The organism is candidate division WOR-3 bacterium, assembly GCA_039801905.1.
Classification (GTDB): Bacteria; Hydrothermota; Tepidihabitantia; order Tepidihabitantales; family JBDRVQ01; genus JBDRVQ01.
Window position 1 is genome coordinate 1 of record JBDRVQ010000023.1, and the last position, 22,686, is coordinate 22,686.

At 39.9% G+C, this 22,686-nt stretch carries 17 protein-coding genes; 16 read left to right on the forward strand and 1 reads right to left on the reverse strand.

Annotated elements, in window-relative coordinates; genetic code table 11:
* Window positions 1-160 precede the first annotated feature (160 nt).
* The 6 genes from ABIL00_05490 (at window position 161) to rsmH (ending at window position 10,702) form a co-directional block, all read left to right on the forward strand.
* Window positions 161-1,870: a BamA/TamA family outer membrane protein gene (locus ABIL00_05490; GenBank protein ID MEO0110206.1), complete on the forward strand. Its 1,710-nt coding sequence runs from the start codon at window positions 161-163 to the stop codon at window positions 1,868-1,870.
* On the forward strand, window positions 1,860-5,162 hold the full coding sequence (locus ABIL00_05495; protein MEO0110207.1) for a translocation/assembly module TamB domain-containing protein: 3,303 nt from the start codon (window positions 1,860-1,862) through the stop codon (window positions 5,160-5,162). The genes ABIL00_05490 and ABIL00_05495 overlap by 11 nt, the downstream gene beginning before the upstream one ends.
* Window positions 5,163-5,178: 16 nt before the next feature.
* A complete protein-coding gene (locus ABIL00_05500) occupies window positions 5,179-6,957 on the forward strand; it encodes a hypothetical protein (protein MEO0110208.1) in 1,779 nt (592 codons plus the stop codon).
* Between the two features lie 25 nt (window positions 6,958-6,982).
* A complete protein-coding gene (locus ABIL00_05505) occupies window positions 6,983-8,200 on the forward strand; it encodes a hypothetical protein (protein MEO0110209.1) in 1,218 nt (405 codons plus the stop codon).
* Window positions 8,201-9,246: 1,046 nt separating this feature from the next.
* Entirely contained in the window at window positions 9,247-9,801 is a 555-nt protein-coding gene (locus tag ABIL00_05510; protein ID MEO0110210.1) for a hypothetical protein, read from the forward strand.
* The gene (rsmH, locus tag ABIL00_05515; GenBank protein MEO0110211.1) at window positions 9,770-10,702 is read left to right on the forward strand and encodes a 16S rRNA (cytosine(1402)-N(4))-methyltransferase RsmH; all 933 of its coding nucleotides are present in this window, start codon (window positions 9,770-9,772) and stop codon (window positions 10,700-10,702) included. The genes ABIL00_05510 and rsmH overlap by 32 nt, the downstream gene beginning before the upstream one ends.
* 176 nt (window positions 10,703-10,878) lie before the next feature.
* Here rsmH and ABIL00_05520 read toward each other — a convergent pair whose 3' ends face one another.
* Window positions 10,879-11,085, reverse strand: coding sequence for a hypothetical protein (locus ABIL00_05520; GenBank protein ID MEO0110212.1), 207 nt, complete (start codon window positions 11,083-11,085; stop codon window positions 10,879-10,881).
* 97 nt (window positions 11,086-11,182) lie between these two features.
* Between ABIL00_05520 and ABIL00_05525 the strand changes: the two genes are divergently transcribed.
* The 10 genes from ABIL00_05525 to ftsA are packed head-to-tail and all read left to right on the forward strand — an operon-like array spanning window position 11,183 to window position 22,680.
* Window positions 11,183-12,877, forward strand: coding sequence for a penicillin-binding protein 2 (locus ABIL00_05525; GenBank protein ID MEO0110213.1), 1,695 nt, complete (start codon window positions 11,183-11,185; stop codon window positions 12,875-12,877).
* Window positions 12,810-14,327, forward strand: coding sequence for a UDP-N-acetylmuramoyl-L-alanyl-D-glutamate--2,6-diaminopimelate ligase (locus ABIL00_05530; protein ID MEO0110214.1), 1,518 nt, complete (start codon window positions 12,810-12,812; stop codon window positions 14,325-14,327). The genes ABIL00_05525 and ABIL00_05530 overlap by 68 nt, the downstream gene beginning before the upstream one ends.
* A gap of 1 nt (window position 14,328) precedes the next feature.
* On the forward strand, window positions 14,329-15,417 hold the full coding sequence (mraY, locus tag ABIL00_05535) for a phospho-N-acetylmuramoyl-pentapeptide-transferase (protein MEO0110215.1): 1,089 nt from the start codon (window positions 14,329-14,331) through the stop codon (window positions 15,415-15,417).
* On the forward strand, window positions 15,414-16,766 hold the full coding sequence (gene murD, locus ABIL00_05540; protein ID MEO0110216.1) for a UDP-N-acetylmuramoyl-L-alanine--D-glutamate ligase: 1,353 nt from the start codon (window positions 15,414-15,416) through the stop codon (window positions 16,764-16,766). Before mraY ends, murD begins: the two co-directional genes overlap by 4 nt.
* Complete coding sequence (locus ABIL00_05545) at window positions 16,763-17,884, forward strand: FtsW/RodA/SpoVE family cell cycle protein (protein MEO0110217.1); 1,122 nt, start codon at window positions 16,763-16,765, stop codon at window positions 17,882-17,884. The genes murD and ABIL00_05545 overlap by 4 nt, the downstream gene beginning before the upstream one ends.
* Window positions 17,885-17,896: 12 nt before the next feature.
* The gene (locus ABIL00_05550; GenBank protein MEO0110218.1) at window positions 17,897-18,916 is read left to right on the forward strand and encodes a UDP-N-acetylglucosamine--N-acetylmuramyl-(pentapeptide) pyrophosphoryl-undecaprenol N-acetylglucosamine transferase; all 1,020 of its coding nucleotides are present in this window, start codon (window positions 17,897-17,899) and stop codon (window positions 18,914-18,916) included.
* Between the two features lies 1 nt (window position 18,917).
* Window positions 18,918-19,136, forward strand: coding sequence for a hypothetical protein (locus ABIL00_05555; protein ID MEO0110219.1), 219 nt, complete (start codon window positions 18,918-18,920; stop codon window positions 19,134-19,136).
* Window positions 19,121-20,545 (forward strand): UDP-N-acetylmuramate--L-alanine ligase, encoded by a 1,425-nt coding sequence (gene murC / locus ABIL00_05560; GenBank protein ID MEO0110220.1) that lies wholly within the window; start codon window positions 19,121-19,123, stop codon window positions 20,543-20,545. Before ABIL00_05555 ends, murC begins: the two co-directional genes overlap by 16 nt.
* Window positions 20,494-21,438: a UDP-N-acetylmuramate dehydrogenase gene (gene murB / locus ABIL00_05565; GenBank protein MEO0110221.1), complete on the forward strand. Its 945-nt coding sequence runs from the start codon at window positions 20,494-20,496 to the stop codon at window positions 21,436-21,438. The genes murC and murB overlap by 52 nt, the downstream gene beginning before the upstream one ends.
* Before the next feature lie 12 nt (window positions 21,439-21,450).
* On the forward strand, window positions 21,451-22,680 hold the full coding sequence (gene ftsA, locus ABIL00_05570) for a cell division protein FtsA (GenBank protein ID MEO0110222.1): 1,230 nt from the start codon (window positions 21,451-21,453) through the stop codon (window positions 22,678-22,680).
* Window positions 22,681-22,686 lie beyond the last annotated feature (6 nt).

Sequence of the window (22,686 nt, forward strand, 5' to 3'; positions counted from 1 at the left end):
TTTTGGACGCCTATTATTTTAAGAAACTTATTAAATAATTTCAACACATCTACTACCTTAATACCCTTATTAACCTGGTAACCATGTCTTAACACATTTACTTTTTTTTTCTTTTTTAACTCCTTGACAGGGAGGGGTGGGGAGGTATACTCCAAGATAAATGGTTCGGAATCATCTGCTTAGGCCATTTGGATTACTTTTCCTTCTCCTCCCTTTTTTCCATCTCGGTGGGGAGATAATTGAGAGGGTAGTATTTCAAGGTAATCGGCAGCTAAAATCTCGGATTTTATCACAGGTAGTTGTCAGTCAGAAGGGAAGGGAATTTTCTGAGGAAGTCTTAGGGGAAGATATAAAATCACTTACCGAATTTTATCAAAAAGAGGGTTTTCTCTCGGTGCGTGTTTCTGGGCAGAGTAGAGGAGGAAAAAAAGGTCGAATCGTTATCTTCCAAATTGCAGAAGGGTATAAATGTAAGATTGATTCTCTCATCTTTTCGGGTAAAGAGGATGAAGGGGTAAGGAAACTTCTTTTCCAAAAAGGCTACGGTTTCTATTCCGCTAACAAGGTAAGGGAATTAAAAGAGGTTTTATTGGACTATTATCTTAACGCCGGTTATTATTATGTTGATCTGCGGGTGGAGACGGCATTAGTCAGTCCGGAAAAGATGAATTTAATTGTGGAGGTGGAGGAAGGTCCGTTAACCTACTTGAAGGAGATAAAGTTTCTCGGTTTGAGGCGCATTCGGATTAAGGATGCGCTGCGCACAACAGAATTAAAGAAAGGGGAAAAGTACAGTAAAAAAAAGATTTATCAGGCAGCAAGAAAACTTTACGCCACTAATCTTTTCGCCAATATCTATTTTAAGGTTAGCCCACTCCATTCTTCTTCAGAGAAAGAATCGGATAAGAGAAGCGAAAGTTTAGAAGTCCGGTTTGATTGCCAGGAGTTAAAAGAGAGAATTTTCGGTTTCGGCCTCGGTTACGCTTCCCCTCCCAGTAGAACTTATCACTCAATCAGTTGGCAACACCTCAACTTTTTTCGCAAGGTTCATAACTTAAAAGTTTTATTTGAGTTAAATCCAGATTGGCGGGGCAGTTATAATCTCTCCCTTAAAGGTTCCTACAGGGTACCTTATGTTTCTTGGACCAAGATAAATTTTCTTTTTCAACCCTATCTCTTTTGGGAAGTTGATAAGAATAAGAGAAAGAAGACCTGGGAATTAGGGGAGGAGGCGGGCTTCTTTTATGATTTCACAGAAAACCTGCAAGGACAATTTTTTAATAAATATAGAAGATTCTGGGGAAAGGAAGATTCCACCCGTTCGGTCATCAATTCCCTAAATCTAAATTTTTTATACGACACGAGGGACGATTTTTTTTCCCCAACCTCCGGGATTTATTCCTTCTCTCTCACCGAATGGGCCGGGGGTCTTTTAGGTGGGAATTGGGATTTTTATCGTCTCTCCCAAGAGGTTCGGTTTTTCTTTCCTTTTTTATTCACTCAGGCGTTTCGTTTGACCATCGGATCCCTTTTTCCTTACGGTCGGACTACGGTCCTTCCCGATTACGGGAAGTTCTATTTGGGAGGGATGACCACCTTGAGGGGTTATGACGAGAAATCATTACCTGGAGAGAGATTTTTCCTTGGTAACTGGGAATGGCGGTTCTTAATTTATAAAATTTTAGGCGGAGTGATTTTCTTTGATTTAGGCTTTACCAATTTATCTACTAAGATTGCCTATGATTTGGGAATTGGTCTGAGGTTAGCATCTCCGGTTGGTCCTTGGCGAATTGACTTTGCGGTCGCTCCTCCAAAATTTGCAAGCAAAAATTGGTGGAAAATAAATTTTGGTTTGGGAAATGTTTTCTGATGAAAAGAAGATGAGAAGAAAAAGAATAATTTGGTGGATAATATCGGCTCTTTTCCTTTTCTTCCTTTTTCTTTATCTTGGCCGCGAGATGATTTTCCGTTGGGCAATTGGGAGGTTAGGGAGGAAGGAAGGTATAGAAATTAAAATAGGGAAAATTGGAGGAAATATTTTTTCCAACTTTTCAGTTTCCGATTTGCGGTTATCTTTCCCTAAGGGAATTATTTTTACCGCCCGCTCTCTAAAAGTTCGGTATCATCCGGTTAATCTTTTAAGAAGAAGAGAAATTATTTCCCTTTTTTTAAGGGAGCCAGAGATTTTTATCCCCAAAACGGAAAGAGGGGGGCTTGCTTCACCTGTAGCTTTTCCTTTTTCTTTTCGCATAGAAAATCTCTTTATTCAAAAAGGGAAAATACCCCTTTTGGGAGAATATGGTTTCTTCGACTTTGAGGGAAAGATAATTTTTTCCCGGGAAGGGATTCGGATTGAGAAAGGAGAGATAAAGACCAAACAAGGAGAGATAAATTTTACCCTAAATTACAACTTCCTTTCCCAAGAGGGGAACCTGGATATCACTTCCCTTACCTTTATCTTTGAAGGTAAACCCTGGTTTTCCATTGCAGGGGGGAATCTAAGTGGGGAATTAGTCTTCACCCTTCGGGAAAAAGGGATACTGGGTTTGCCGAAAATTAATGGGGAAATTAAAATCACCCTCTCTTCTTTTTCCATTAAGAATTTTCCTTTCGCTCCTTGTAGTTTGGCATTGAATTTTTCGGATTCGATTTTCTCTTATCGGATACAAGCGATTTCCCAGAAGTTTGGTTTTTTGAAGGGTGAAGGCATCCTCAGGCAGGATACGACTTATGATTGCCACTTATCTCTTTCCAATTTTGACTTAAAAGGAATTGGGGATTTATTAAAGATAAATCTTCCCTGGCCCAAAGTTTCTGGGGAGTTACGGGTGAAGGGAAAAGGGGAAAAAGAAGCGAGTTTTTCTTCTGACTTTCGGACTTTAAACCTCAATCTTTTCCGAATGTGGATAATGGGGAAAGTGAGCAATCTTTTTACGAAAAGGAGAATGGTAGTAATAAGAGAGGGGAAAATTACACGTCTTGGGGGAAGCATCTCTTTTGCGGGAAGGTTAGGAATGGGAGATATGATGCTCAATTTCGCAGCGAATAACTTTAATTGGCAAAAGGGTGAGATACCGTTTCGGTCCTTTCGGGAGGTGAGCGGTAGAATCAATGGTACGGGTGAGGTGAAAGGGAGTTTTGATTCGCTATCGTTAAGAAGTTCTTTTTCCCTTTCTCCGTTCGTCTTGGGTAATCTTATGATCACCTCTTGCTCTTTGAATTTGAGTTCACCAAATATCTTTAGCCTTCGGGGGGAAGGAAAGACAAAATGGCAAGAATTCCGATGGGGTAAGATTTATTTTGATTCTTTAAACCTCTTTTGGCAAGAAAAGGATGTTAACCTTTTTGTCTTTAAAAGTAAAGATACTAATTTGGAAGTGGGGTTAAGGTTCTTCTCCTTTTCTCCTTCTACTTTTTCTCTTAATTTCAATAAACTTCAATGCCGAATGGGTGAAGATTCCATTTTTAATCTTCAAGAATTTTACATTGAGAGAGTCGGAGATTCTTTATCTTTAAAGAATTTGGCACTCCGGATTGGTGGGGGAGAGATTAGGGGAAACCTCACCTTCCTTCCGAATAAGCAAATTCGGGGAAGGTTAATTCTCAGTAATTTAGTCTTGGAGAAGTTTTTAAAAACGGAAAAGATTAAGGGGATAGTTAACGGTTCTCTCCTTTTGGATACCGCAGTCACCTCCCAAATGGTAATTGAGGGCTTAACTTTACCCGAAGAGATGGTAAAAATAAATGAGGTAAGAGTGGAGTTGAAATTGAAAGAAGTCCTTTTTCCTCTCTCTACTTACCAGAGGTTAGAACTAAAAGATGTCTCCTTTGTTAATCAAGGTAAAACTTCTCATCTTTCGGGGGAGGTGATCTTTGGCAAAGGAAAAATAGAGCATTGGGACATTTCGGCAACCCTTAACGACCCCGGACCATGGGTCTTCTTCTTTTTGAAAAAGACTTTACATCTCCAAGAAGGGAAGATTTTTGGGCAGGTACACCTCCGGGGAAACCCGTTTCGGCCAAATCTCGATGGCCGAGTGCGGATTAATAAAGGAAAATTATTTTTTCCGGCTTTAAGATTATTAATAAATGATTTCTCTTCGGAACTGTCTCTCTTCCAGGATGAAATTATCCTTTTGGAGGGGAAGGGAAAAGTGGATCGGGGGGAAATTAGCGGAAGTGGTTTTGTGAAATTGAAAGGCTTTACCGCTATTGATACACTCCATTATGATGTTGAGTTTCATGAATTGCCGATGAGTTTGGAGAAAGGCATCTTTGGAATTTTTATTGGGAAGACAACAATTGACTGGAAACCGTCCTCACCTTTGCAGCTTGCGGGTAATCTTTCTGTGAAGGAGGGTCTGATCAATGTTCCTTTCGGCAAAAAAGTTTCCCGCGCTTCTGGTGGAGAAGAGATAAATTTTGATTTCAAGGTGGAAGGGGATAGGGGAATATGGTTTAGAAATCAGAATGCGGACTTAGAATTGGGAATTAATTTGCGAGTAAAAAAGGAAAGGGAAGAGATGATATTGATTGGGGAGTTGGTAACGAAAAGAGGGCAACTCTATTATCTGGACCGAGTTCTCCAGATGAAGGAAGGGAGGATAATTTTTGACAATATATCAGAAATTGACCCTCAACTTGATTTGCGGGCGGAATTAGAGACGAAGCCCATCCGGTGTGGCGATAATTTACCCCAGAGATTTAAAATAATATTTTCATTGCGAGGGACCCTCTCCCAGCCGGAATTTATCTTGTCATCCGAGCCGCCCCTTCTTTCCGAAAATGATATTATCACTTATCTCACCCTTAATGTTGCTCCCGAAGAGTTGAAGATAATCTCGGAGCGAGAGTTTTTCTATGCGGTTCTTTCCGAGCGGATTCTTTCTTATTTTGAGAGGGAGATCGCGAAGAAGATGCGTGGTTATCTCTCTTTAGATTATCTATCCTTGGAACAAGGATTAGGGGAAAAGGGGAGGAAGATTACGGTGGGAAAATATGTGTCCCGGAATTTCTACCTTACCTACTCAGCAGTAGTGGGGGGAGAAGAAAGGGATGAATATAAAGCAGAATATTATCTCACAAGACATCATCTCTTCAGTGCTGAGAAGACAGCGGAAGGGAGATACATTGTGAAATATCAATTTCAGATCCGATACTAATTTTAATTTTGGTAAGATGTTTTATCGGGTAGCGGTATTAGGCTTGAAAATACCTCTCCTCACCTATTTTTCTCCTTCGGAAATAAAAATCGGAGCATTGGTGGAGGTAGAATTAAAAAGTAAGAGATGTTTGGGCGTGATTTGGGAAAAGGAAGAAAGACCTCCGGAAAGAGAGATAAAAGAGATCAAAGAGGTTGTCAATCCGGAATTTTTCCCCATTCGTCTGCTCCGATTTTATAACTTTGTGAGTAGATACTATTTCGCTTACCCTGGGGAAGTGCTCTCTTTGGCTTTCCCGGAAGTTAAAAGGTTCGACCGGAGAATCTGGAATCAATTAAGAGAAGAAGTGCCCAAGAGTAAATTTTTAATTTCCTGTTCGGAGGTTTATCTTTTTGTGGGGAAAAAAGAAGAGGAACGGATGAGGATGCTTTTGGAAAAAGTGAGGCAAAAGGGAGGGAGCATCCTTTATCTTTTTCCAGACTCGGTGAGAGGAGAGAGGGTTTTCACTCAGTTAAGGGAAAAATGGGAGGGGGTAATCTTCTATCATTCCCGAATAAAAAAGAAGGAAAGGGTGAGGATTTGGTCGGAGATTAAAAACGGCAAATACCAGATAATAATCGGCTTGAAACAGGCAATATTTCTGCCGATACCTAATTTGCGAGAAATATGGGTGGAAGAGGAAGAGAGTCCATTTTACAAAGAGGAAGAGAGGCATTTCCATTATCAAGCCCGGGATTGTGCGGTAATAAGGGGGAAGATAGAAAACGTTCCTGTTTACCTTTTTTCGCAAACACCCTCTTTGGAATCCTATTACTATTCTCAAATAAAGAAATATAGATTTTATGGGGAATTTAAGAAAAAAGAGGTGAAGGTAATAATTGTCAATTTGAGGAAGGAGAAAGGGATATTAAGCGATGTTTTGAAAAAATTCCTAGCTAATTACCGGCAAGGAGAAACCTTTTACCTCTTAGTAGAAAGGCAAGGATTTTCTCGCTATATCATTTGTGGTGATTGTGGTTTTATCCCGCGTTGTGCGGAATGCGGTTTTCCCTTTTTCTACCATCAGAAAGAACGGGTCTTCTCCTGTCACATTTGCAAGAAAAAAAGTGAAGTTTTTGATGAATGTCCAAATTGTTACGGAGTTAATTTCCTTTTTCGGGGGGTCGGGCTGGAAAGAGTGGAGGAAGAATTGAAAGTTAATTTCCCTCAATTACGTCCGGTATTAGCGGGAGGGAAAGGTATCTTTCTGGGTTTATCCTCAGAGTTAAATAACTTCTTGGAGGGGAGTGTTGATTTGGCAGCAATTATTTCCCTTGAACAACTACTTTCCTTTCCAGATTTCCGCACTGAGGAACGGGCATACCAGATACTTCGATCGATTTTAGGGAAGTTAAAAAGGGGTGGTTTTCTAATCATCCAGACTAGAAATCCTTCTTCGCCAATTATTTCCAATCTTTTTCGTCCCATTAAATTCTTTGCTAAGGTTTTGAAAGAACGGGAATACTTTTTTCTGCCCCCCTTCTCCTCAATCGCCATTTTGAGAATTTTCCGGAAGGAAGAGGTAGCGATGAAGAAATACGAGGAATTGAAGGAGAAATTGGCCCCTTTTGGAGAGAAGGTTGTTCTCTACCCTCCCTTTCCTTCCCTTAAGAAAAAAAGAGGAAAACGTTCTTTTGTGATTCTCCTGAAGGCAAAATCTGGTTTACGGCTTTATAATCTATTGAAAAAAGAAGATTTATTCTCTAACCACGAAGAAATAGAAGTTGATATTAATCCAATTAAGATATTGACCTAACCAATTAAATTGGTATAATAAAGAAATGAAAGGCGAAAAAAAGATCCGTAGTGGACTTTCGTTTTTTCTCTTTTTAATTTTAGGGATTTTCTTTTTTACCTGTCTGCCTCCGAAACCGACGAAAACGAAATCCCTCTCCCTTTCTTTCTCTATTTTATATGGTGCCAATTTTTCCTATAGGGATTTACCGAAATATTTCTTTGCGGAGAAAAATTTAAGGGAAAAAGGTTCAACATTACTCTTTTTAGATAGCAAAATTTTTCAGGGCGATTTCTTCTATTCTGGAGAAAAGTCTTTTGTTCTTTCTTTAATCAGGATTTTAAATAAGATAGGAGTTGATGCTCTTCTCGTTAACGCAGATTTTTTACCGCTCTTTCAAAAAATGAGTCGGGAAATATTAGATTCCAGCCGTTTTTTTCTCCTCGCCTCTAATCTATTTAAAAAAGAAAAAGGGGGGTTAAAAAAAACAATTTTCCATCCTTTTTGTCAAAAGAAGTTAAACAATGAGAATGTAATCCTTTTGCACACTATTTCCAATTCGGATGAATTTTTAAGTGATTACGGATGGGAAGAGGAGATCACTTTTTTGAAAAAGAGGATCCCCCTTTTGAGAGAAAAAACTCCCCTGATTGGTTGTTTTACTTCAAACTTAAAGGACGCTCTCCTCCCTTGCTTTTTTATTGAAAAACCAAAAACCTTTTCTTTGGTTAACTATCAAGTGACCCTTACCGATGATAATTTCCAGATCTTTTCCGAAACTATTGCTCTTTCTGAGGAAGATGAGGTGTTAAAGAGAGAAATTTTGGCTTTTACGGAGAATGTAAGCTCTTTTCTTGATACCCCCTTTGTTAAAATTAGGAAAACCTTCCCCGCGAGGAAATTGGCAGCCCTTTTGGCGGATTTTGTAGTAAGGAAGATAGGTGCCGATTTTTTACTGATAAAAGAACCGCAGGGGTTGGGGTTAAGGAAAGGGGAATTGACGCGACGTGCTCTTTGGCAGTTTTTCGGAGAGCCGGGATTTTTGGTGGTTGGGAGCCTAAATGGACTGGAGATTGAAAAGTTTAAGAAGGAAAAAGGTCTTTTACTCTTTCCGGAAGGGAAAAAGATAAAGAATATTTCTTACCGAGTGGTTATGAGCGAACAGATCTTCCATCAAAGTCCCACCTTGCCACACGGCTTTTCTTATTTACCTTATACCTTTTTGGAATTAGCATCGGAATGTTTGAGGTTATTAGAAGAGTGATGAGTACCGATTTCAATCGGAGTTTTAAAATTTTTCGTTTTTTATGGTGCATCTTTCTTTTTATCTATTTTTATCACTTCCCGAAAAATTTCTTTGCTGGTGCTCTTCCAGAAAGGCCCTTTTTCCCTACCATTTTTTTTCAACTATTTTGCTTTTGGTTAATAATTGAATATTACTTCTCCTCACCTTTTTTTCAATCCGGTCTATTTCCCTTTTCGGTACCGCTTAAATACCTCTTCTCCTTTTATTTTTATCCCTTTCTAATTTTTTTGGTTTTTGACTACGGTTGGTGGGGAAGAGGACAGGTGAGATTCTTCTATCCTTCTATTAACATTTTTGGTTTACTAATTTTCCTTTTTGGAATGTTCCTTCGCCTTTTTACCTTGTTTCTATTTTTGAATAATCCACTATCCAAATTGGTGAGAGGAGGGATATTTAGAATATCAAGGCATCCTCGATATTTAGCTACTCTTATCCAATTGGTTTCTCTTCCCTTTATTTTTTCTTCTCTTTTCGGTTTTTTTCTTTTGATTCCTGGGATTCTGATAATCAAAAAGGAAGCGGAATTTGAAGACCGGGAATTAAAGGAGTATTTAAAAAGAGACTATGATAGATACTTAAAAAACGTTCCGCTTCTCTTCCCAGTTAAGAAAATCTGAATTTGTAGGTAGAGTTAAAAATAGGAGGATAAAATTACTACCCCTATCTTTGATAAGATTTTCCCAAAAAGAAGAGCGTAGGGATAAGAAAAAAGCGACAAGGTAGTAATAAAGCAGGGGGTGAGGCGCACCTTAAAACATAAAAGTAATTAAGTTATTGAAAATGAATAACTTAAGAAGTGGCTTTCCCTAAAAAGTGGACATAAAAGTTGTCTATTCTATCCCAATGAGAAATTGTTTTTTAGGAAAAGAGAAGATAAATTATAAAAATAAATTTTATTTTTAATTTAAATAAGTATTTTTATTTTATAAACTTATATATTTTAGAATTGATATAAAAAATAATTGACAAGGCAACAAATTTTTTGTATTTAAAGGTGTATTAAAATGGAATATAATGGAACAAAAAGAATGGAAATGGAAAAATGTTATGAGTTTGTAGGTGAATATTTTTTCTCGGTTGATGAGAAATTCCGGGTGGCGGTCCCGAGTTCCTTTCGGAAGGTCATCTCTGAGGAACCCAACCAAACCCTCTTTCTCTTTCCCGGTCCTTACAAGACGATTCTCGTCTTTACCCACTTTTTTTGGAGGGAATTTTGGGACCGCCTGGAAAAATTATATAATCCACGCGGCTTATTATTAAATTTTGACCTTTTAAGACTTAGTAAAAATACTTGGAATGTGAGGATGGATAGTTTGGGGAGAATTCTCATTAATGAGCCATTGAGGAAATATACCGGTATCACTGCGGGAAGCGAAGTGGTGATATTGGGTTATACCAATTTTTTTATAATAGCTCCCCGAAAGTATTATGACGAGAAGATAGGGAAGGATTCCGAAGAAAAGGTTTGGCAGGTTTTGGGAATGGAAGAAGACTTAGCAAAGGGGAGAAGTTTTTCGAATGGTGAGAATGAATCCAACCGTCTTAACCCAACGGGGTAATGACCCACCAACGGGTATAGAGAAAGAGAAATTATTTCATTTTCCGGTAATGAAAAGGGAGGTATTTTCTATTTTGATTAATGAGGCAAAAGTTAATAAAGGGGTAATTGTTGACGGTACTGTGGGAACAGGTGGACATCTTTCTTACCTTCTAAAAAATTCCCCTCCCGGAATTAGTTTTTTAGGGATTGATATTGACCCGGATGCGGTTAACTTTTCTCGGAGATTATTTCAAAATTTTCGGAATGTCTTTATCTACCAAGCAAATTATATTAATTTACCCGAGATAATCAAAGAATTGAATCTTAACCCGGTAATTGGTATTTTGTTTGATTTCGGGGTTTCCCGTTTTCAATTAGAGACAGCCGAAAGGGGTTTTTCTTTCCAAAAGGAAGGTCCCCTGGATATGCGATTTTCCAAAGAAGGAGAAACCGCATTGGGTTTAATCAGAAGAGCAAGCGGCAAAAAATTGGAAAAGATTCTTTGGTTATATGGAGAGGAACGAGATTATAAGAAAATTGCTCGAGCGATAGTAGAAAAAAGGAGAAATATCAATACCACTTTTGACTTGAAAAATGTGATTATTCAAGCGGTAAAGAGAAAAGATAAGAGAAAGTTCGCCAGGGTATTCCAGGCACTCCGGATCGCTGTCAATTCTGAATTAGAAAATGTAGAAAGAGGGATCAAGAGGGCAATTCCTCTTTTGACGGAAGGAGGAAGGATAGTGACGATAACTTACCATTCTTTAGAAGACCGAATCGTGAAAAGGATCTTTAAAGAAAAAAAGGAAAATAAGGAAATTTTAATTGTTACCAGAAAGCCGATTCGGCCCAGCCCTGCGGAGATTGGGGAGAACCCTTCTTCCCGCAGCGCTAAACTTAGGGCTGCAGAAAAGGTGTGAAGGGGAGGGAGTATGAAGCGTATGCTCATTTTATTCCCTTTAATGGGTTTCGGATGCGGATTTTTTTATCTTTTTTTAGCTCTCTGCAACCTCCGCGCAGAAATGGAGAATAACGTTTTACGTGAAAAAAGAATGCTTTTGGAAAGAGATCGGAAGTTAATAATTTTGGAAACTTCTCAGATATCTTCCTTTAAGAACCTAACCGAGGCGTATTTCGCACTTTCTAACTCGCCCAAAGAATTCATCGCTTCTTCATCAGAAGAGAAAGGTGGGTCGATTTTAATTACCAAGGCCGGAAGATTGGCGAGCGTCGATACGGAGGAGGAACAGAAAACTCCCCGAGGAAGCGATACTCTTCTCTTTTCGATTCGTACTTTACCCACCGCTTCCCTAACACCAAGCAGCCGGTAATGGTTTTCTCATTCGGAAATTTATTCTTTAAGATCAAAAGAAGAATCAAAATAGATAAAACACCACGCTGTGCCGACTAAGATTAAGGGGAGATTAGTCAGCCTATTTTTATTATTTTTCTCAGTATTTATTCTTATTACTCTATACCTTTTTTATTTACAATGCTTTGCGGGAGAGAGATACCGGAAATTAGCGGATAAAATATATCATCAACGAAAAGAAAGGTTATTAGCCGAAAGAGGGGCAATTTGGGATAGGAGAGGTCGTCTTTTAGCCTTTTCGGAAATTACCAGTTTTCTGCAAATTGATTGGCCTTATTTGAAAGGTGATACATTAACGAAAGCAATAGAAGTTATTAGCCGCTACTTTCCTAAAATAGCGGAAAGTTTACCTTTTTATAGAAATAAATCCCGGGAACGGTTTTTTTGTACTATAAAATACGAAGAGGGGAAGAATTTAAATCAGATTTTAAGAAAGGAAAATCTATTCCATGCGGTTCGGGCAAAAGAAAATTTCCATCGTCATTATCCGATTGCCTATTTTACTAACGTATTGGGGGAAGTTTCAGAGGCAGAGAGAAAAGGGTTATGGGGTTTGGAATTGGTTGGAGAAAGATTTTTGCGCGGAAAGGATGGTTTTATTATCTACCAAAAGGATGCGAGCGGTAGGACATTCCCTTATCCGGCTTACCCGCGGGAAGACCCGGAAAAGGGTGCTGATATCTATCTCACTTTAGATAAGGACTTTATGGAAATTAGTTTTGAGGAATTAAAAAAAGGCGTGGAGGAGTTTAGGGCAAAGAAGGGGGCAGTTCTTATCTTAAACTGTAGTACCGGGGAGGTATTGGCAATGGTTGATTATCCCCTCTATGATGTAGAAGCGCAATTTTTGCGACCTTATTCCCTTCTCTGGGAGTTTGAACCGGGCTCAGTTTTTAAGTTTCTTATCGCCGCCTTGGCTCTGGAATCAAAAGAGCGTGACAAATTTTTGGCTCGGAAATATGATGTTTCTTCGGGAGAGGTGAAAATTGGAAAAGAGCGAATTAAGGAGTATCATAATAAGAAATTAGGGGTCATCAGTTTTTCCGATATTATCGCCTTTTCTTCCAATTGCGGGGTAACTTTACTCACATTTGACTTACCAGTTAGAGATTACTATTCTCTTTTAGTTGACTTTGGTTTTAATTGCCTGACAGGGATTGAATTAGAGGAAAGAAGAGGATATGTGCCGGCGTTAGGGCTCTTAAAAAAGGGAAAAAACTGTCCCCCGCATCTTTACGCTTGTAACTCTTTTGGTCAAGGTTTAAGAGCCACTTTAATGCAACTTGCTTCTGCCTATATGGCAATTGCTAATGGCGGGCTTCTTCTTCGGCCCTATCTTATTAAAGAGGTAAGAAAAGAAGGCAAGAAAATTTTTTCTAAGGAGAAATTGGTTGTGAGACGCGTAATTTCGGAAAGCGCGGCTGAAATGTTGAGAGAAGTTTTAAGTTCGGTATGTGAAAAAGGAACAGGGAAGAATGCCCAAATTAAAGGTTTAAGCGTTTGTGGGAAAACAGGAACGGGCGAAAAGCCTTTATCTGGAGGGCGTGGTTATTCAGATAAAGCGGTTACCACCTTCATCGGGTTTTTCCCAAAGGATAGTCCTAAATACTTAATCGCGGTGATGCTTGATGAGCCGAAAGGACCTGCCGCCGAAAATGCGGCGATCATTTTTAAGCAAATTGGAGAAAAAATTTGGTTTCTTTCCCAGTTTGCCGAATTATGATATGAGACTTAGGGATTTCATCCAAGAGGTAAGAGAGATAGAGGTTTTTGGTTCAACTGATGTGATAATTGAGGGGATTACCTCCGATTCCCGAGAGGTGGCACCAGGTTATGTCTTTTTTGCTTATCAAGGAGAGAAAAGCGACGGACGGTTTTTTATTCCGGAGGCAATTAAAAAGGGAGCAAAAGTAATAGTTACCGATTCTCTTCCTGAGAAATTAACTCCGAATGTCACTTATTGCCTAACTCCTGCGGTAAAAAAAGCCCTTGGTGTTTTTACTAAAATCTTTTATAATAAAATTGATGAAGCGATGGCGGTTCTTGGAATAACGGGGACGCAAGGGAAAACGACTACTGCCTATCTTTTAAGAAAGATTTTATTAACGGCTGGTTACGATTGCGGTCTGATTTCTACGATTAAATATTACGACGGTGAAGAATGGAAAATTGCGGAGAATACCACTCCGGAAATTTATAAAATTTTCTCCATCTTATCTAAACTTTATAAGAAAGGAATTAGGCACTGCGTGATGGAAGTGTCTTCTCATGCCATTTCTTTAGACAGGGTGTTTGGTTTGAAGTTTAAAGGCGCAGGTTTTACCAATTTATCTCCCGAACACCTTGATTTTCATCAAACAATAGAAGAATACAAAAAGGCGAAAATGAAACTTTTCCAAGACCTTCCCGCAGATAGTTTCACGGTTTACAATTCAGATGACCCTGTGGGAAAAGAGATTGAAAAATTAACAAAAGCGGAGAAAATTTCCTACGGGATAAAGGAAACGGCGATGATTAAGGGCGAAATAAAAAGGATGAATCTATCCGGGATGGATTTTTCTATTATAGTAGAAGGAAGAGAGAAAAGATTAAGGTCTTTTCTCATAGGGGAAATGAATTTGTACAATATCCTCTGTGCCTACGGTTTGGCTTGGGGATTAAAGATAAAGGAAGAACACATTATGATGGGGATTGAAGCATTCCGAGGTGTGAAGGGACGGTTAGAGAGAGTGGAAAATGACAAAGGATTTGAAATTTTTATTGATTATGCCCACACACCAAAGGCTTTGGAAAATCTCCTCTTAACCCTCAAGCCGTTGGGGAAGAGGATTATTCTGGTTTTTGGTTGTGGAGGCGAGCGGGATAAGTTAAAGCGACCGGCGATGGGAGAAATTGCCACGGGACTTGCCGATTGGGTAATTATCACTTCGGATAATCCCCGGTACGAAGATCCGGAGCAGATAATAGAAGATATCACTAAAGGGATTAGGAAAGAGAATTACGAAAAAATTCTAAATCGGAGGGAGGCAATAAAAAAGGCAATTTCTCTGGCGAAGCGGGGGGATTTAGTGGTAATTGCCGGAAAAGGGCATGAAGATTATCAAATAATTAAAGGGGAAAAATTAAAATTTTCGGATCGAGAAGAAGTGGAGATTGCTTTGCGGTTGAAATAATATGCTTTATCTGCTCCTTGCCCCATTAAGAAATTATTGGATTCTTTTTAATCTCTTCCGGTATATTACATTTCGTGCCTTCTTGGCAGGTACCTTTTCTATAATTTTCGTTCTGGCCTTCTATCCCCTTTTTATTGGCTTTCTTAAAAAATACGGTATTGGTCAAAGGGTCCGCGTGGATGTCTTGCCCCACCATCGCAATAAGAGCGGTATTCCAACGATGGGAGGAATTCTAACAAATCTCTCTATTTTCTTATCTCTCTTCCTCTTTGCGGATTTATCAAATCGCTATATCCAGTTAGCAATTCTGATTCTCTTCTGGCTGGGCATTCTGGGATTTGCTGATGACTTTATCAAAGTGAAAAAAGGTAAGCCGAAAGGATTAAGGAAAAGGACGAAGTTTTTATTCCAATTTCTTTTGGGGTTGATTGTCGTTTTGGTTCTTTACTTTTTCCCACCCAGTACTTTGATGCGAACAAAAACCAATTTTCTTCTCTTTAAGAATGTGATTATTGATTTTGGGCTTTTTTATATCCCCTTTGTAGTTCTTTTCTTGGTGGGAATTACGAATGCGGTAAATTTTGCTGATGGTTTGGACGGTCTTTCTTGTGGACTCTGCGGAATAACTGCAGGATTTTATGCGGTCCTGTGTTATGTCACAGGACATGCCAAAATCGCTGGTTATTTAAACCTTCTTCATCTTGGAAATGCGGGTGAGGGTGCGGTTTTGGGTTTAAGTGTGGTAGGAGCAGCCTTAGGTTTTCTTTGGTTTAATTCCTATCCTGCCGAGATCTTTCTGGGAGACACGGGGAGTTTACCATTAGGAGGGCTTCTGGCATTTTTGGCGATTGTTGCGAAACAGGAGATACTTTTTATTTTTGCGGGAGGAGTTTTTATTTTAGAAGTCGGGAGTGTGGTCTTGCAGGTACTTTATTTCCGCTTGACAAGAGGAAAAAGAGTTTTTTTAATGACTCCTCTTCACCATCATTTTGAGAAGAAAAATTGGCCCGAGCCCAAAATTGTCCAAAGGTTTTACATAATTGCTATTCTTTCGGGTTTTCTAGCTTTGGCGACTCTAAAAATACGATGAGAGAGTTAGAGAAGGAAAGGTTTTTTTTGGTTTTGGGTTTAGGTCGGGCGACAACCCCAATTGTTCAGTTTTTACTCTGGCAGGAAAAGAAAGTTTTTGCCCACGATGAGGTGAGCGAAAAGGGGAAACCTTTTCTTGCGAATAAGCATTTTACTTTTGTCCCTTTGGAAGAGATTCCTAAACTACCAGAGCCATTAATAACCGTTATCAGCCCAGGAATCTCTGAGGATTCTCAATTGGTCCTTTTTGCTAAGAAAAAGGGAGAGGTGATTTCTGATATTGAATTTGTATATCAGATATTAAGAAAACGAGCAGGTATTAAAATTGTAGCGATTACGGGTACTAACGGAAAATCGACCACCACGGCGCTCTTGGGGAATATTTTGCAAAAGGCAAAAAAGAGAGTCTTCGTAGGTGGGAATATTGCTCCCGGTAAGCCGGCCGGTGCCGCCCTTTTTACGAAGAAAGATATTTTTATCTTTGAGGTCTCTTCTTTTCAGTTGGAGAAAATAAAAGATTTTCGGCCCCACGGGGCGGTGCTTCTTAATATCGGGGAGGACCACCTTGACCGTTACGGAAATTTAGAGAAATACATAGCGGCAAAAGCGAATATTTTTTTAAATCAAAAAGAGGATGATTTTGCGGTTCTCAATTACGATGATTGCCGAGTGCGAACAATAGCAAAAAAAATAAAGGCAAAGATTTTTTGGTTTTCTTTAAGGAAAAAGATTCAAGGGATTTTTTGGCAAAACGGCATTGGTTATATCAAACTTCCCGGAGAAGAAGAAAAAGAGATTCTTCGGACTACGGATGTGGCTCTTAAAGGGAAATTCAATTTGGCAAATACCTTAGCAGTTAGTTTAGTCGCTTATCTTTTTGGCTTAGGCAAGAAGGAGATAATTAAAGGGATTAGGAGTTTTCCGGGACTTCCCCACCGTCTGGAATTTGTCCGGAAGGTGGGGAGTGTTCAATTTATAAACAATTCTATGGCAACAAATCCCGCAGCTTTCGCCGCTTCCCTTTCGGTATTCCCCAAGCCGGTAATTCTTATCGCTGGGGGAAAGAATAAGGGGTTTTCTCTTACGGACTACGAGAGGCCGATGAAGGAATTCGCTAAGTATATAATTTTAATTGGGGAAGTCCAGCAGGCACTTTTTAATACTCTTTCCCCTTCCCTTCGGCAAAAGACATATTTAGCATCTTCTTTAAAAGAAGCGGTTAAGAAAGCCCTAAAAATCGCTCAGAAAAATGACATTGTCCTATTTTCTCCTGGTTTTGCCAGTTTTGATATGTTTAAAGATTTCGTTGATCGTGGGAACTCTTTTAAAAGAATTGTGCGGTCTTTATGAAGAAAAGGATTGACTTAATTTATCTGGAGACGGTTATTCTACTCTTATCTTTTGGCATTTTAGCAATCTATTCCACCACTTTTTATGAGAAATCTTTTTTCCCAAAAGCATTATCGACAAGTTATTTCGACCGAACATTGATGGGGGCGGGAATCGGTTTGGTGATTCTATTTTTATCTATGGTAATTAACCTTTCTTTTTATTACTCCAAATCCAAAATTTTGGGTATTATTCAATTACCAGTTGCCGGAAGTGTTTTTCTCTGGATTTTATTTTTCTCAGCCATTTTCTACAATGCCTTTCGGGTTCTAACCAATAAAGAGGAGGTAGCGAGGTCAATTGGGGGGCACTTTCAACCCCAGGAGTTTTTTAAGTACGCCCATCTTTTCCTTTTAGCCTATCTCGCCGAGAAAAAGATAAATGATTGGTGGTTGGTGCTTTTATCTCTTATTGGAACCATTGTCCTTTTTTCCCAAAAGGCGGTAGGAACCGCATTTATCTTTTTCTTATTTTGTGTTACCTTCTTTTTCTTCGTTTTAAGGTTAAAAACTATTCATATTTTTCTTTATACCCTATTCGTAGCCACTTTCATTTCTATCGGGATTTGGAAAATTCCTTACGCCCGAAAAAGATTCGAGGAATTTTGGATTCGAAAGAAAAAGAAAGTTGATTTAGCAAAGATAGACTGGCGAAATTTGGCACACCAAGATCATGCGCGCATTGCCATCGCTTCTGGTAAATTATTCGGACGCGGTTTAGGGCGCGGGTTACAGAAATTTGGGTTTTTAGCTTGGGTTCGTACCGATTTTATTTTTGCCAATATCTGTGAAGAGATGGGTTTTATTGGGGCCCTCGCTCTTCTCTTTCTGTTTTTTATTTTATTCTGGCGCGGTCTTTTGATTGCTAGTGCCTTTCATTTTGGTTTTGAATATATGGTGGCTAGCGGGATTTCCATCATCTTTTGTCTTTACTTTTTCGTCCACGTCTTTGTGAGTTTGGATATTATTCCGTGCACTGGTCAACCTCTTCCTTTCGTTTCTTATGGTGGTTCGGCTCTCGCTTCTAACCTTTGGGCGGTAGGAACTGTATTAAACATTTCTCACAGCCGAAAGAATTGAAAGGTTAGAAATATGAGAAAGGTTTTGGAGAAAGAGATCGCCATCATAATAGCCGGAACCGGAGGACATATCTTTCCGGGAATTGCTTTGGCCGAGGAAATTAGAGAGAAAGGGAGAAAGGTTTTTCTTTTAGGGAGAAAAAGAGGAATGGAGGAAAAGATAGCGGAGGAAGTGGGTCTTGATTTTCTCGGATATCCTTTTTTTAAGAGTTTATTTTCTTTCGGATTTTTCCAGAGCATAGTCCACTGTCTATTCCTTTTATGGCGAAGGAAACCTTGGGTAATAATCAACTGTGGTAGTTATGCCTCCTTACCTCCGCTCCTGGCCGGTATTATCTTGGGATTACCAATTTACATTTTAGAACAGAATAGAATCCCCGGCCGGATGACGAAGGTTTTTGCTCCCTTTGCCCGGTGGGTCTTTTTTGGCTTTCCCCCACAGGGGATGACTAAAGATAAGGTGATCTGGACAGGAAATCCCATCCGAAAGCGAATAAAGAAAATTAAGGAAAGAAAGGAGGAGTATATTTTAGTCTTAGGTGGTAGTCAGGGTGCTCGCTCCCTTTCCTTATTTTTGAAAAATTTAGCGAGAGACTTTCCCGATGAGCAATTCTTAATTCAGGTGCGGGAAGAAGATTTGGAGAAATTAACAGAAGAGGCACCGGGAAATTGCTCCTTTTTTATATTTACATCGGAGATCGAAAGAATCCTTTCCCGGGCGAAACTGGTTGTTAGTCGAGCAGGTGGCTCAACAGTTTCCGAAATTCTCTACCTTGGTTTACCAGCTGTTTTGATTCCTTATCCCTACGCCACTCAAAACCACCAGGAAGCGAATGCCCTTTTCTGTGTGGGGAGAGGGTGCGCCTTGATGATTCGAGAAAGCGAGTTTCTTAAAAATTGGGAAAAAGTGAAAAAGGTTTTTCAATCCCTCCTTAGGGATGACGAAAAAAGAAAAGAAATGGGAAAAAGGGCAAAGGAATTAAGTAGAGATGGCACAAAGATAATTTTAGAGAGATTAAAAATTGGGGGGTAATATGAAAGAGATAACTTTTAGGAATATCAACATCATTTGGAAAAAGTTACAACCCGGGGATTACTTTAAATACTCACCAGAATTTCCCTGGCCGGATGTTGAGTCCGCGGCTCGCCGTTTTGATTTGGAAGTGAAAAAGGCAGGAGGATTTATTGGGATTGTAATTAAAAGGGTGCCTAAAAAGAAAAGAGACGCGAGGGTTCAATGCTTTCCCGGATAAGAAGGTTTCATTTTACCGGTATCGGTGGAACGGGGATGTCGGGTTTAGCTTTGGTGCTCAAAAACTCGGGTTTTGAAGTGACCGGATCTGATTTACAGCGGAGCGAGGTTACAAGTAGATTGGAAAAGGAAGGGATAAAGATTTTTTATGACCATAAAGAGGAGAATATCGGTAATTGTCAAGTTTTGGTCTATTCCTCCGCCTGTCCCCCCGATAATCCCGAAATCGTCGCTGCTCGTCGGTTGGGTCGGATTGTTCTGCGGAGAGCGGAGATGCTTCAGGAGCTTTTGCGGATGCGGTTTTCCATTGTCGTTGCCGGAAGTCACGGCAAGACCACGGTCAGTTCTTTAATTGCTTTTATTTTAGAAAAAGGTGGGTTTGACCCAACTTTAATTATTGGCGGTCGGATAAAGGGATGGGAAAGCGGAGGAAAGTTAGGGAAATCGCAGTTATTAGTTTGTGAGGCAGACGAGTCCGATAAATCATTTCTCTTCTTAACTCCACACATTGCGTGTGTCACCAACGTCGACCGGGAGCATCTTGATTTTTATGGCTATTCTTTTCGGGCACTCCGCAATGCTTTTCTCTCTTTTCTTCTTTCGGTGCCCCTTATTGATGGGATTTGTGTCCTATGCAATGAAGATCCGGTGACGAAAGCGTTAGCGAAGGTGGTGAAGAGGCAAGTTCTTTTGTATGGTTTAGAAAAGCCCCCAAAGAGGAGAAGAAAGGGTATTGAAGAAAGAGAAAGTTATCTCTGGACACAGAATTTGAAGATTTTTCCTTTTGGGAGCGAATACGAAGTGGTAAAGGATGAGGAGGTCATTGGGAAGGTAGAGGTTTCCCTTCCCGGGATTCATAATGTGTTAAACTCTCTAGCGGCCTGCGGTATCGCTCTCCTTTTGGATGTTCCATTTTCTGTCATTCAAGAAGGTTTAAAAAATTTTTCCGGAGTAGAAAGGCGCCTGGAGTTTAAGGGGGAGAAGAAGGGAATAAAGGTTTACGACGATTATGCTCATCACCCAACCGAAATTAAGGCGACCCTTAATGCTTTACGGAACCTTCATCCGAAAGAGAGGATAATTGCCATATTTCAGCCTCATCGGTATACTCGAACTTCTTATCTTTATGAAGATTTTGGACGAGCATTCCCTCTGGCTGATCTTTTAATCATTACAGAGATTTATCCCGCATCAGAAAAACCAATTCCTGGCGTCTCGGCAGAATTGATCTACGAAGTGGCGAAAAAAGAAAAAGGGGAGAATGTGTTTTTCGTTCCGGATAAAGACCAGATTTCTTCTTTCCTTTTGCCTTTATTAAAAGAAGGGGATTTAATCATCACACTGGGGGCGGGAAATATATGGCAGGTAGGATTAGAGATATTAAAACGGTTGGCGAAAGATTTGGAATAAGGGTAAAAGAGTTTTATCCCTTAGCAGAGTTAACGACGGTTCGAATCGGTGGCCAGGCAAGATTTTTTGCCCTGGTGGAAGAGGAAACCGCTTTGAGGAAATTATTAAAGGAGTTATTAAAGAGAGAAGTAAGATATTTCATCATTGGGAATGGTTCAAAGGTTCTCTTTTCAGAAAATATATTTCCCGGATTGGTGATCAAATTGGGAAAAGGCTTTTCTTACATCGCTCCTCTTAAAGAGGATGAGACTTCTTTGGAGGTGGGAGGAGCCACTCCGTTGGGGAAGATTGTTCAATATTGTTTAGAAAAAGGGTTGACGGGAACGGAATTTCTCTTTGGCATTCCTGGGACAGTAGGGGGCGCGATTGTCAATAATGCTGGGGCATTCGGTTCATCTTTTTCCGAAATCTTACAAAGAGTGCGAATCGTGACGGATGACGGAGAGGTGGCAGAAAAAGAGAAAGAAAAAATTCATTTCGGCTATCGGGAATCCCAAATTAATCCGCCTTTTGGCTCTTTTTTCTACCGAAAGAAAATTAATGGGGTGGTGACAGCAGCAATTATCAAGTTGAAAAAAGGTGAGAAAAATTTTATAAAGAAGAAAATAGAGGACTTCACTACTTACCGGCAGAGTACCCAACCGAAAGGTTTATCTTTTGGCTGTTGTTTCAAAAATCCCCCTGGTTTTTCTGCAGGCCAGTTGATTGATATGGCGGGCTTAAAAGGATTTCGGATTGGAGGTGCTCATATTGCTAAAAAGCACGCGAACTTTTTTCTCAATGATGGTTCGGCAACTTTTAGCGATTTTTATCAACTGATAGAGCTTGTTAAATTCTATGTGGAAAGAAGTAGTGGTCTCATTTTGGAGGAAGAGGTGAGAATTGTTTATTAAGAAGGAGGTCCTATGGTAAAAGGAAAACGGGTTGGAGTAATTGATATCGGCTTTACTAAGATAAAGACACTCATCGCAGAAGAAGAGATTCCTGGTAAAATCCGAATTATTGGGTGGGCAGAAGAGAAACCAGAAGGCTTTAAGAATGGCATAATCACCAGTCTTGATAAAGCCCTCTCCACTCTTCGCTCCTGCTTAGAAAAGACAGAAAGGGAAGGGGTGAGATTTAAAAAACTTCCGGTTTATGTTGGAATTCAAGGTAATTATCTGAAATATACCCGAACCCATGCGGATATTCGGCGGAAAAAACCTCAGGAGGTTGTTTCCGAAAAAGAGATTCGGCAGGTGAAGAAAGAGGCACATAGTATGAGGCCGTCGCCCGATGAATGTTTTCTTCATCTGATTCCCTTGTCTTATTCTCTGGATGGTATGAAGGGGATTCAAAACCCAAAAGATTTTCGGGATTGTCACCGGTTGGAGGTGGAGGGGCTACTTATCCAGTGCAAATCGCTGGTTTTATCCAATTTAGAGCAGTTGCTGGATAAATTAGAAATTAGAGACGGACGGTTTGTTTTCCAACCCTTGGCGGTAGGGAGTACAATTGGAGAATCAGAGGATCGGGAGTTAGGCTTTGCTCTGATTGACCTCGGAGGTTGGACGGTGATAAGTATTTATAAGGATGGCGAATTGCAGCACTTTGCAGTGGTGGAAATTGGTGGGGAACAATTGACTAATGATTTAAGCGCTGGTTTGCAAGTGAAAAGAGATTTGGCGAATGAGATTAAGGAAAAATTTGGAGCGACAAAGGCTTTTCTCAGCGATAAAGAAGAGACGATTCCTTTACCGTTAATCTCCTCGGAGGAGAAGTATTGTCCCCGGCGGATTGTGGCCGAAATAATGGAGGCACGTTTAGAGGAGATATTTCTTGCCTGCCGGCAAGAAATTGACAATTCCGGCTACGCCCACCGTCTGCTCTCGGGTGCTATTCTCATCGGTGGTGGGGCGAATATCCCGGGGATTGAAGTTTTTGCCTCGCATCTTTTAGGACTTCCGGCCCGGATCGGCACTCCTGATTGGATGAGTGAGGAGTATAGAAAGCCAGATTTTGTTACCCCCCTGGGGTTAACAAAATTTGCCTTTGCCCATCTTGATAAGAAATATTCGTTAGTTGAGGAGGAGGATATGATAACAAAGTTTAGAAGTATTTTTAATCGAATTTTTCACATCGCGGAAGAAGAATGAGAAAAG

Excerpts from the sequence above, each read along its gene's own strand:
- ABIL00_05490 (MEO0110206.1), top strand. The coding sequence starts at position 161 with ATGGTTCGGAATCATCTGCTTAGGCCATTTGGATTACTTTTCCTTCTC.
- ABIL00_05495 (MEO0110207.1), top strand. The coding sequence starts at position 1,860 with ATGTTTTCTGATGAAAAGAAGATGAGAAGAAAAAGAATAATTTGGTGG.
- ABIL00_05500 (MEO0110208.1), top strand. The coding sequence starts at position 5,179 with ATGTTTTATCGGGTAGCGGTATTAGGCTTGAAAATACCTCTCCTCACC.
- ABIL00_05505 (MEO0110209.1), top strand. The coding sequence starts at position 6,983 with ATGAAAGGCGAAAAAAAGATCCGTAGTGGACTTTCGTTTTTTCTCTTT.
- ABIL00_05510 (MEO0110210.1), top strand. The coding sequence starts at position 9,247 with ATGGAATATAATGGAACAAAAAGAATGGAAATGGAAAAATGTTATGAG.
- rsmH (MEO0110211.1), top strand. The coding sequence starts at position 9,770 with ATGAATCCAACCGTCTTAACCCAACGGGGTAATGACCCACCAACGGGT.
- ABIL00_05530 (MEO0110214.1), top strand. The coding sequence starts at position 12,810 with ATGCGGCGATCATTTTTAAGCAAATTGGAGAAAAAATTTGGTTTCTTT.
- mraY (MEO0110215.1), top strand. The coding sequence starts at position 14,329 with ATGCTTTATCTGCTCCTTGCCCCATTAAGAAATTATTGGATTCTTTTT.
- murD (MEO0110216.1), top strand. The coding sequence starts at position 15,414 with ATGAGAGAGTTAGAGAAGGAAAGGTTTTTTTTGGTTTTGGGTTTAGGT.
- ABIL00_05545 (MEO0110217.1), top strand. The coding sequence starts at position 16,763 with ATGAAGAAAAGGATTGACTTAATTTATCTGGAGACGGTTATTCTACTC.
- ABIL00_05550 (MEO0110218.1), top strand. The coding sequence starts at position 17,897 with ATGAGAAAGGTTTTGGAGAAAGAGATCGCCATCATAATAGCCGGAACC.
- ABIL00_05555 (MEO0110219.1), top strand. The coding sequence starts at position 18,918 with ATGAAAGAGATAACTTTTAGGAATATCAACATCATTTGGAAAAAGTTA.
- murC (MEO0110220.1), top strand. The coding sequence starts at position 19,121 with ATGCTTTCCCGGATAAGAAGGTTTCATTTTACCGGTATCGGTGGAACG.
- murB (MEO0110221.1), top strand. The coding sequence starts at position 20,494 with ATGGCAGGTAGGATTAGAGATATTAAAACGGTTGGCGAAAGATTTGGA.
- ftsA (MEO0110222.1), top strand. The coding sequence starts at position 21,451 with ATGGTAAAAGGAAAACGGGTTGGAGTAATTGATATCGGCTTTACTAAG.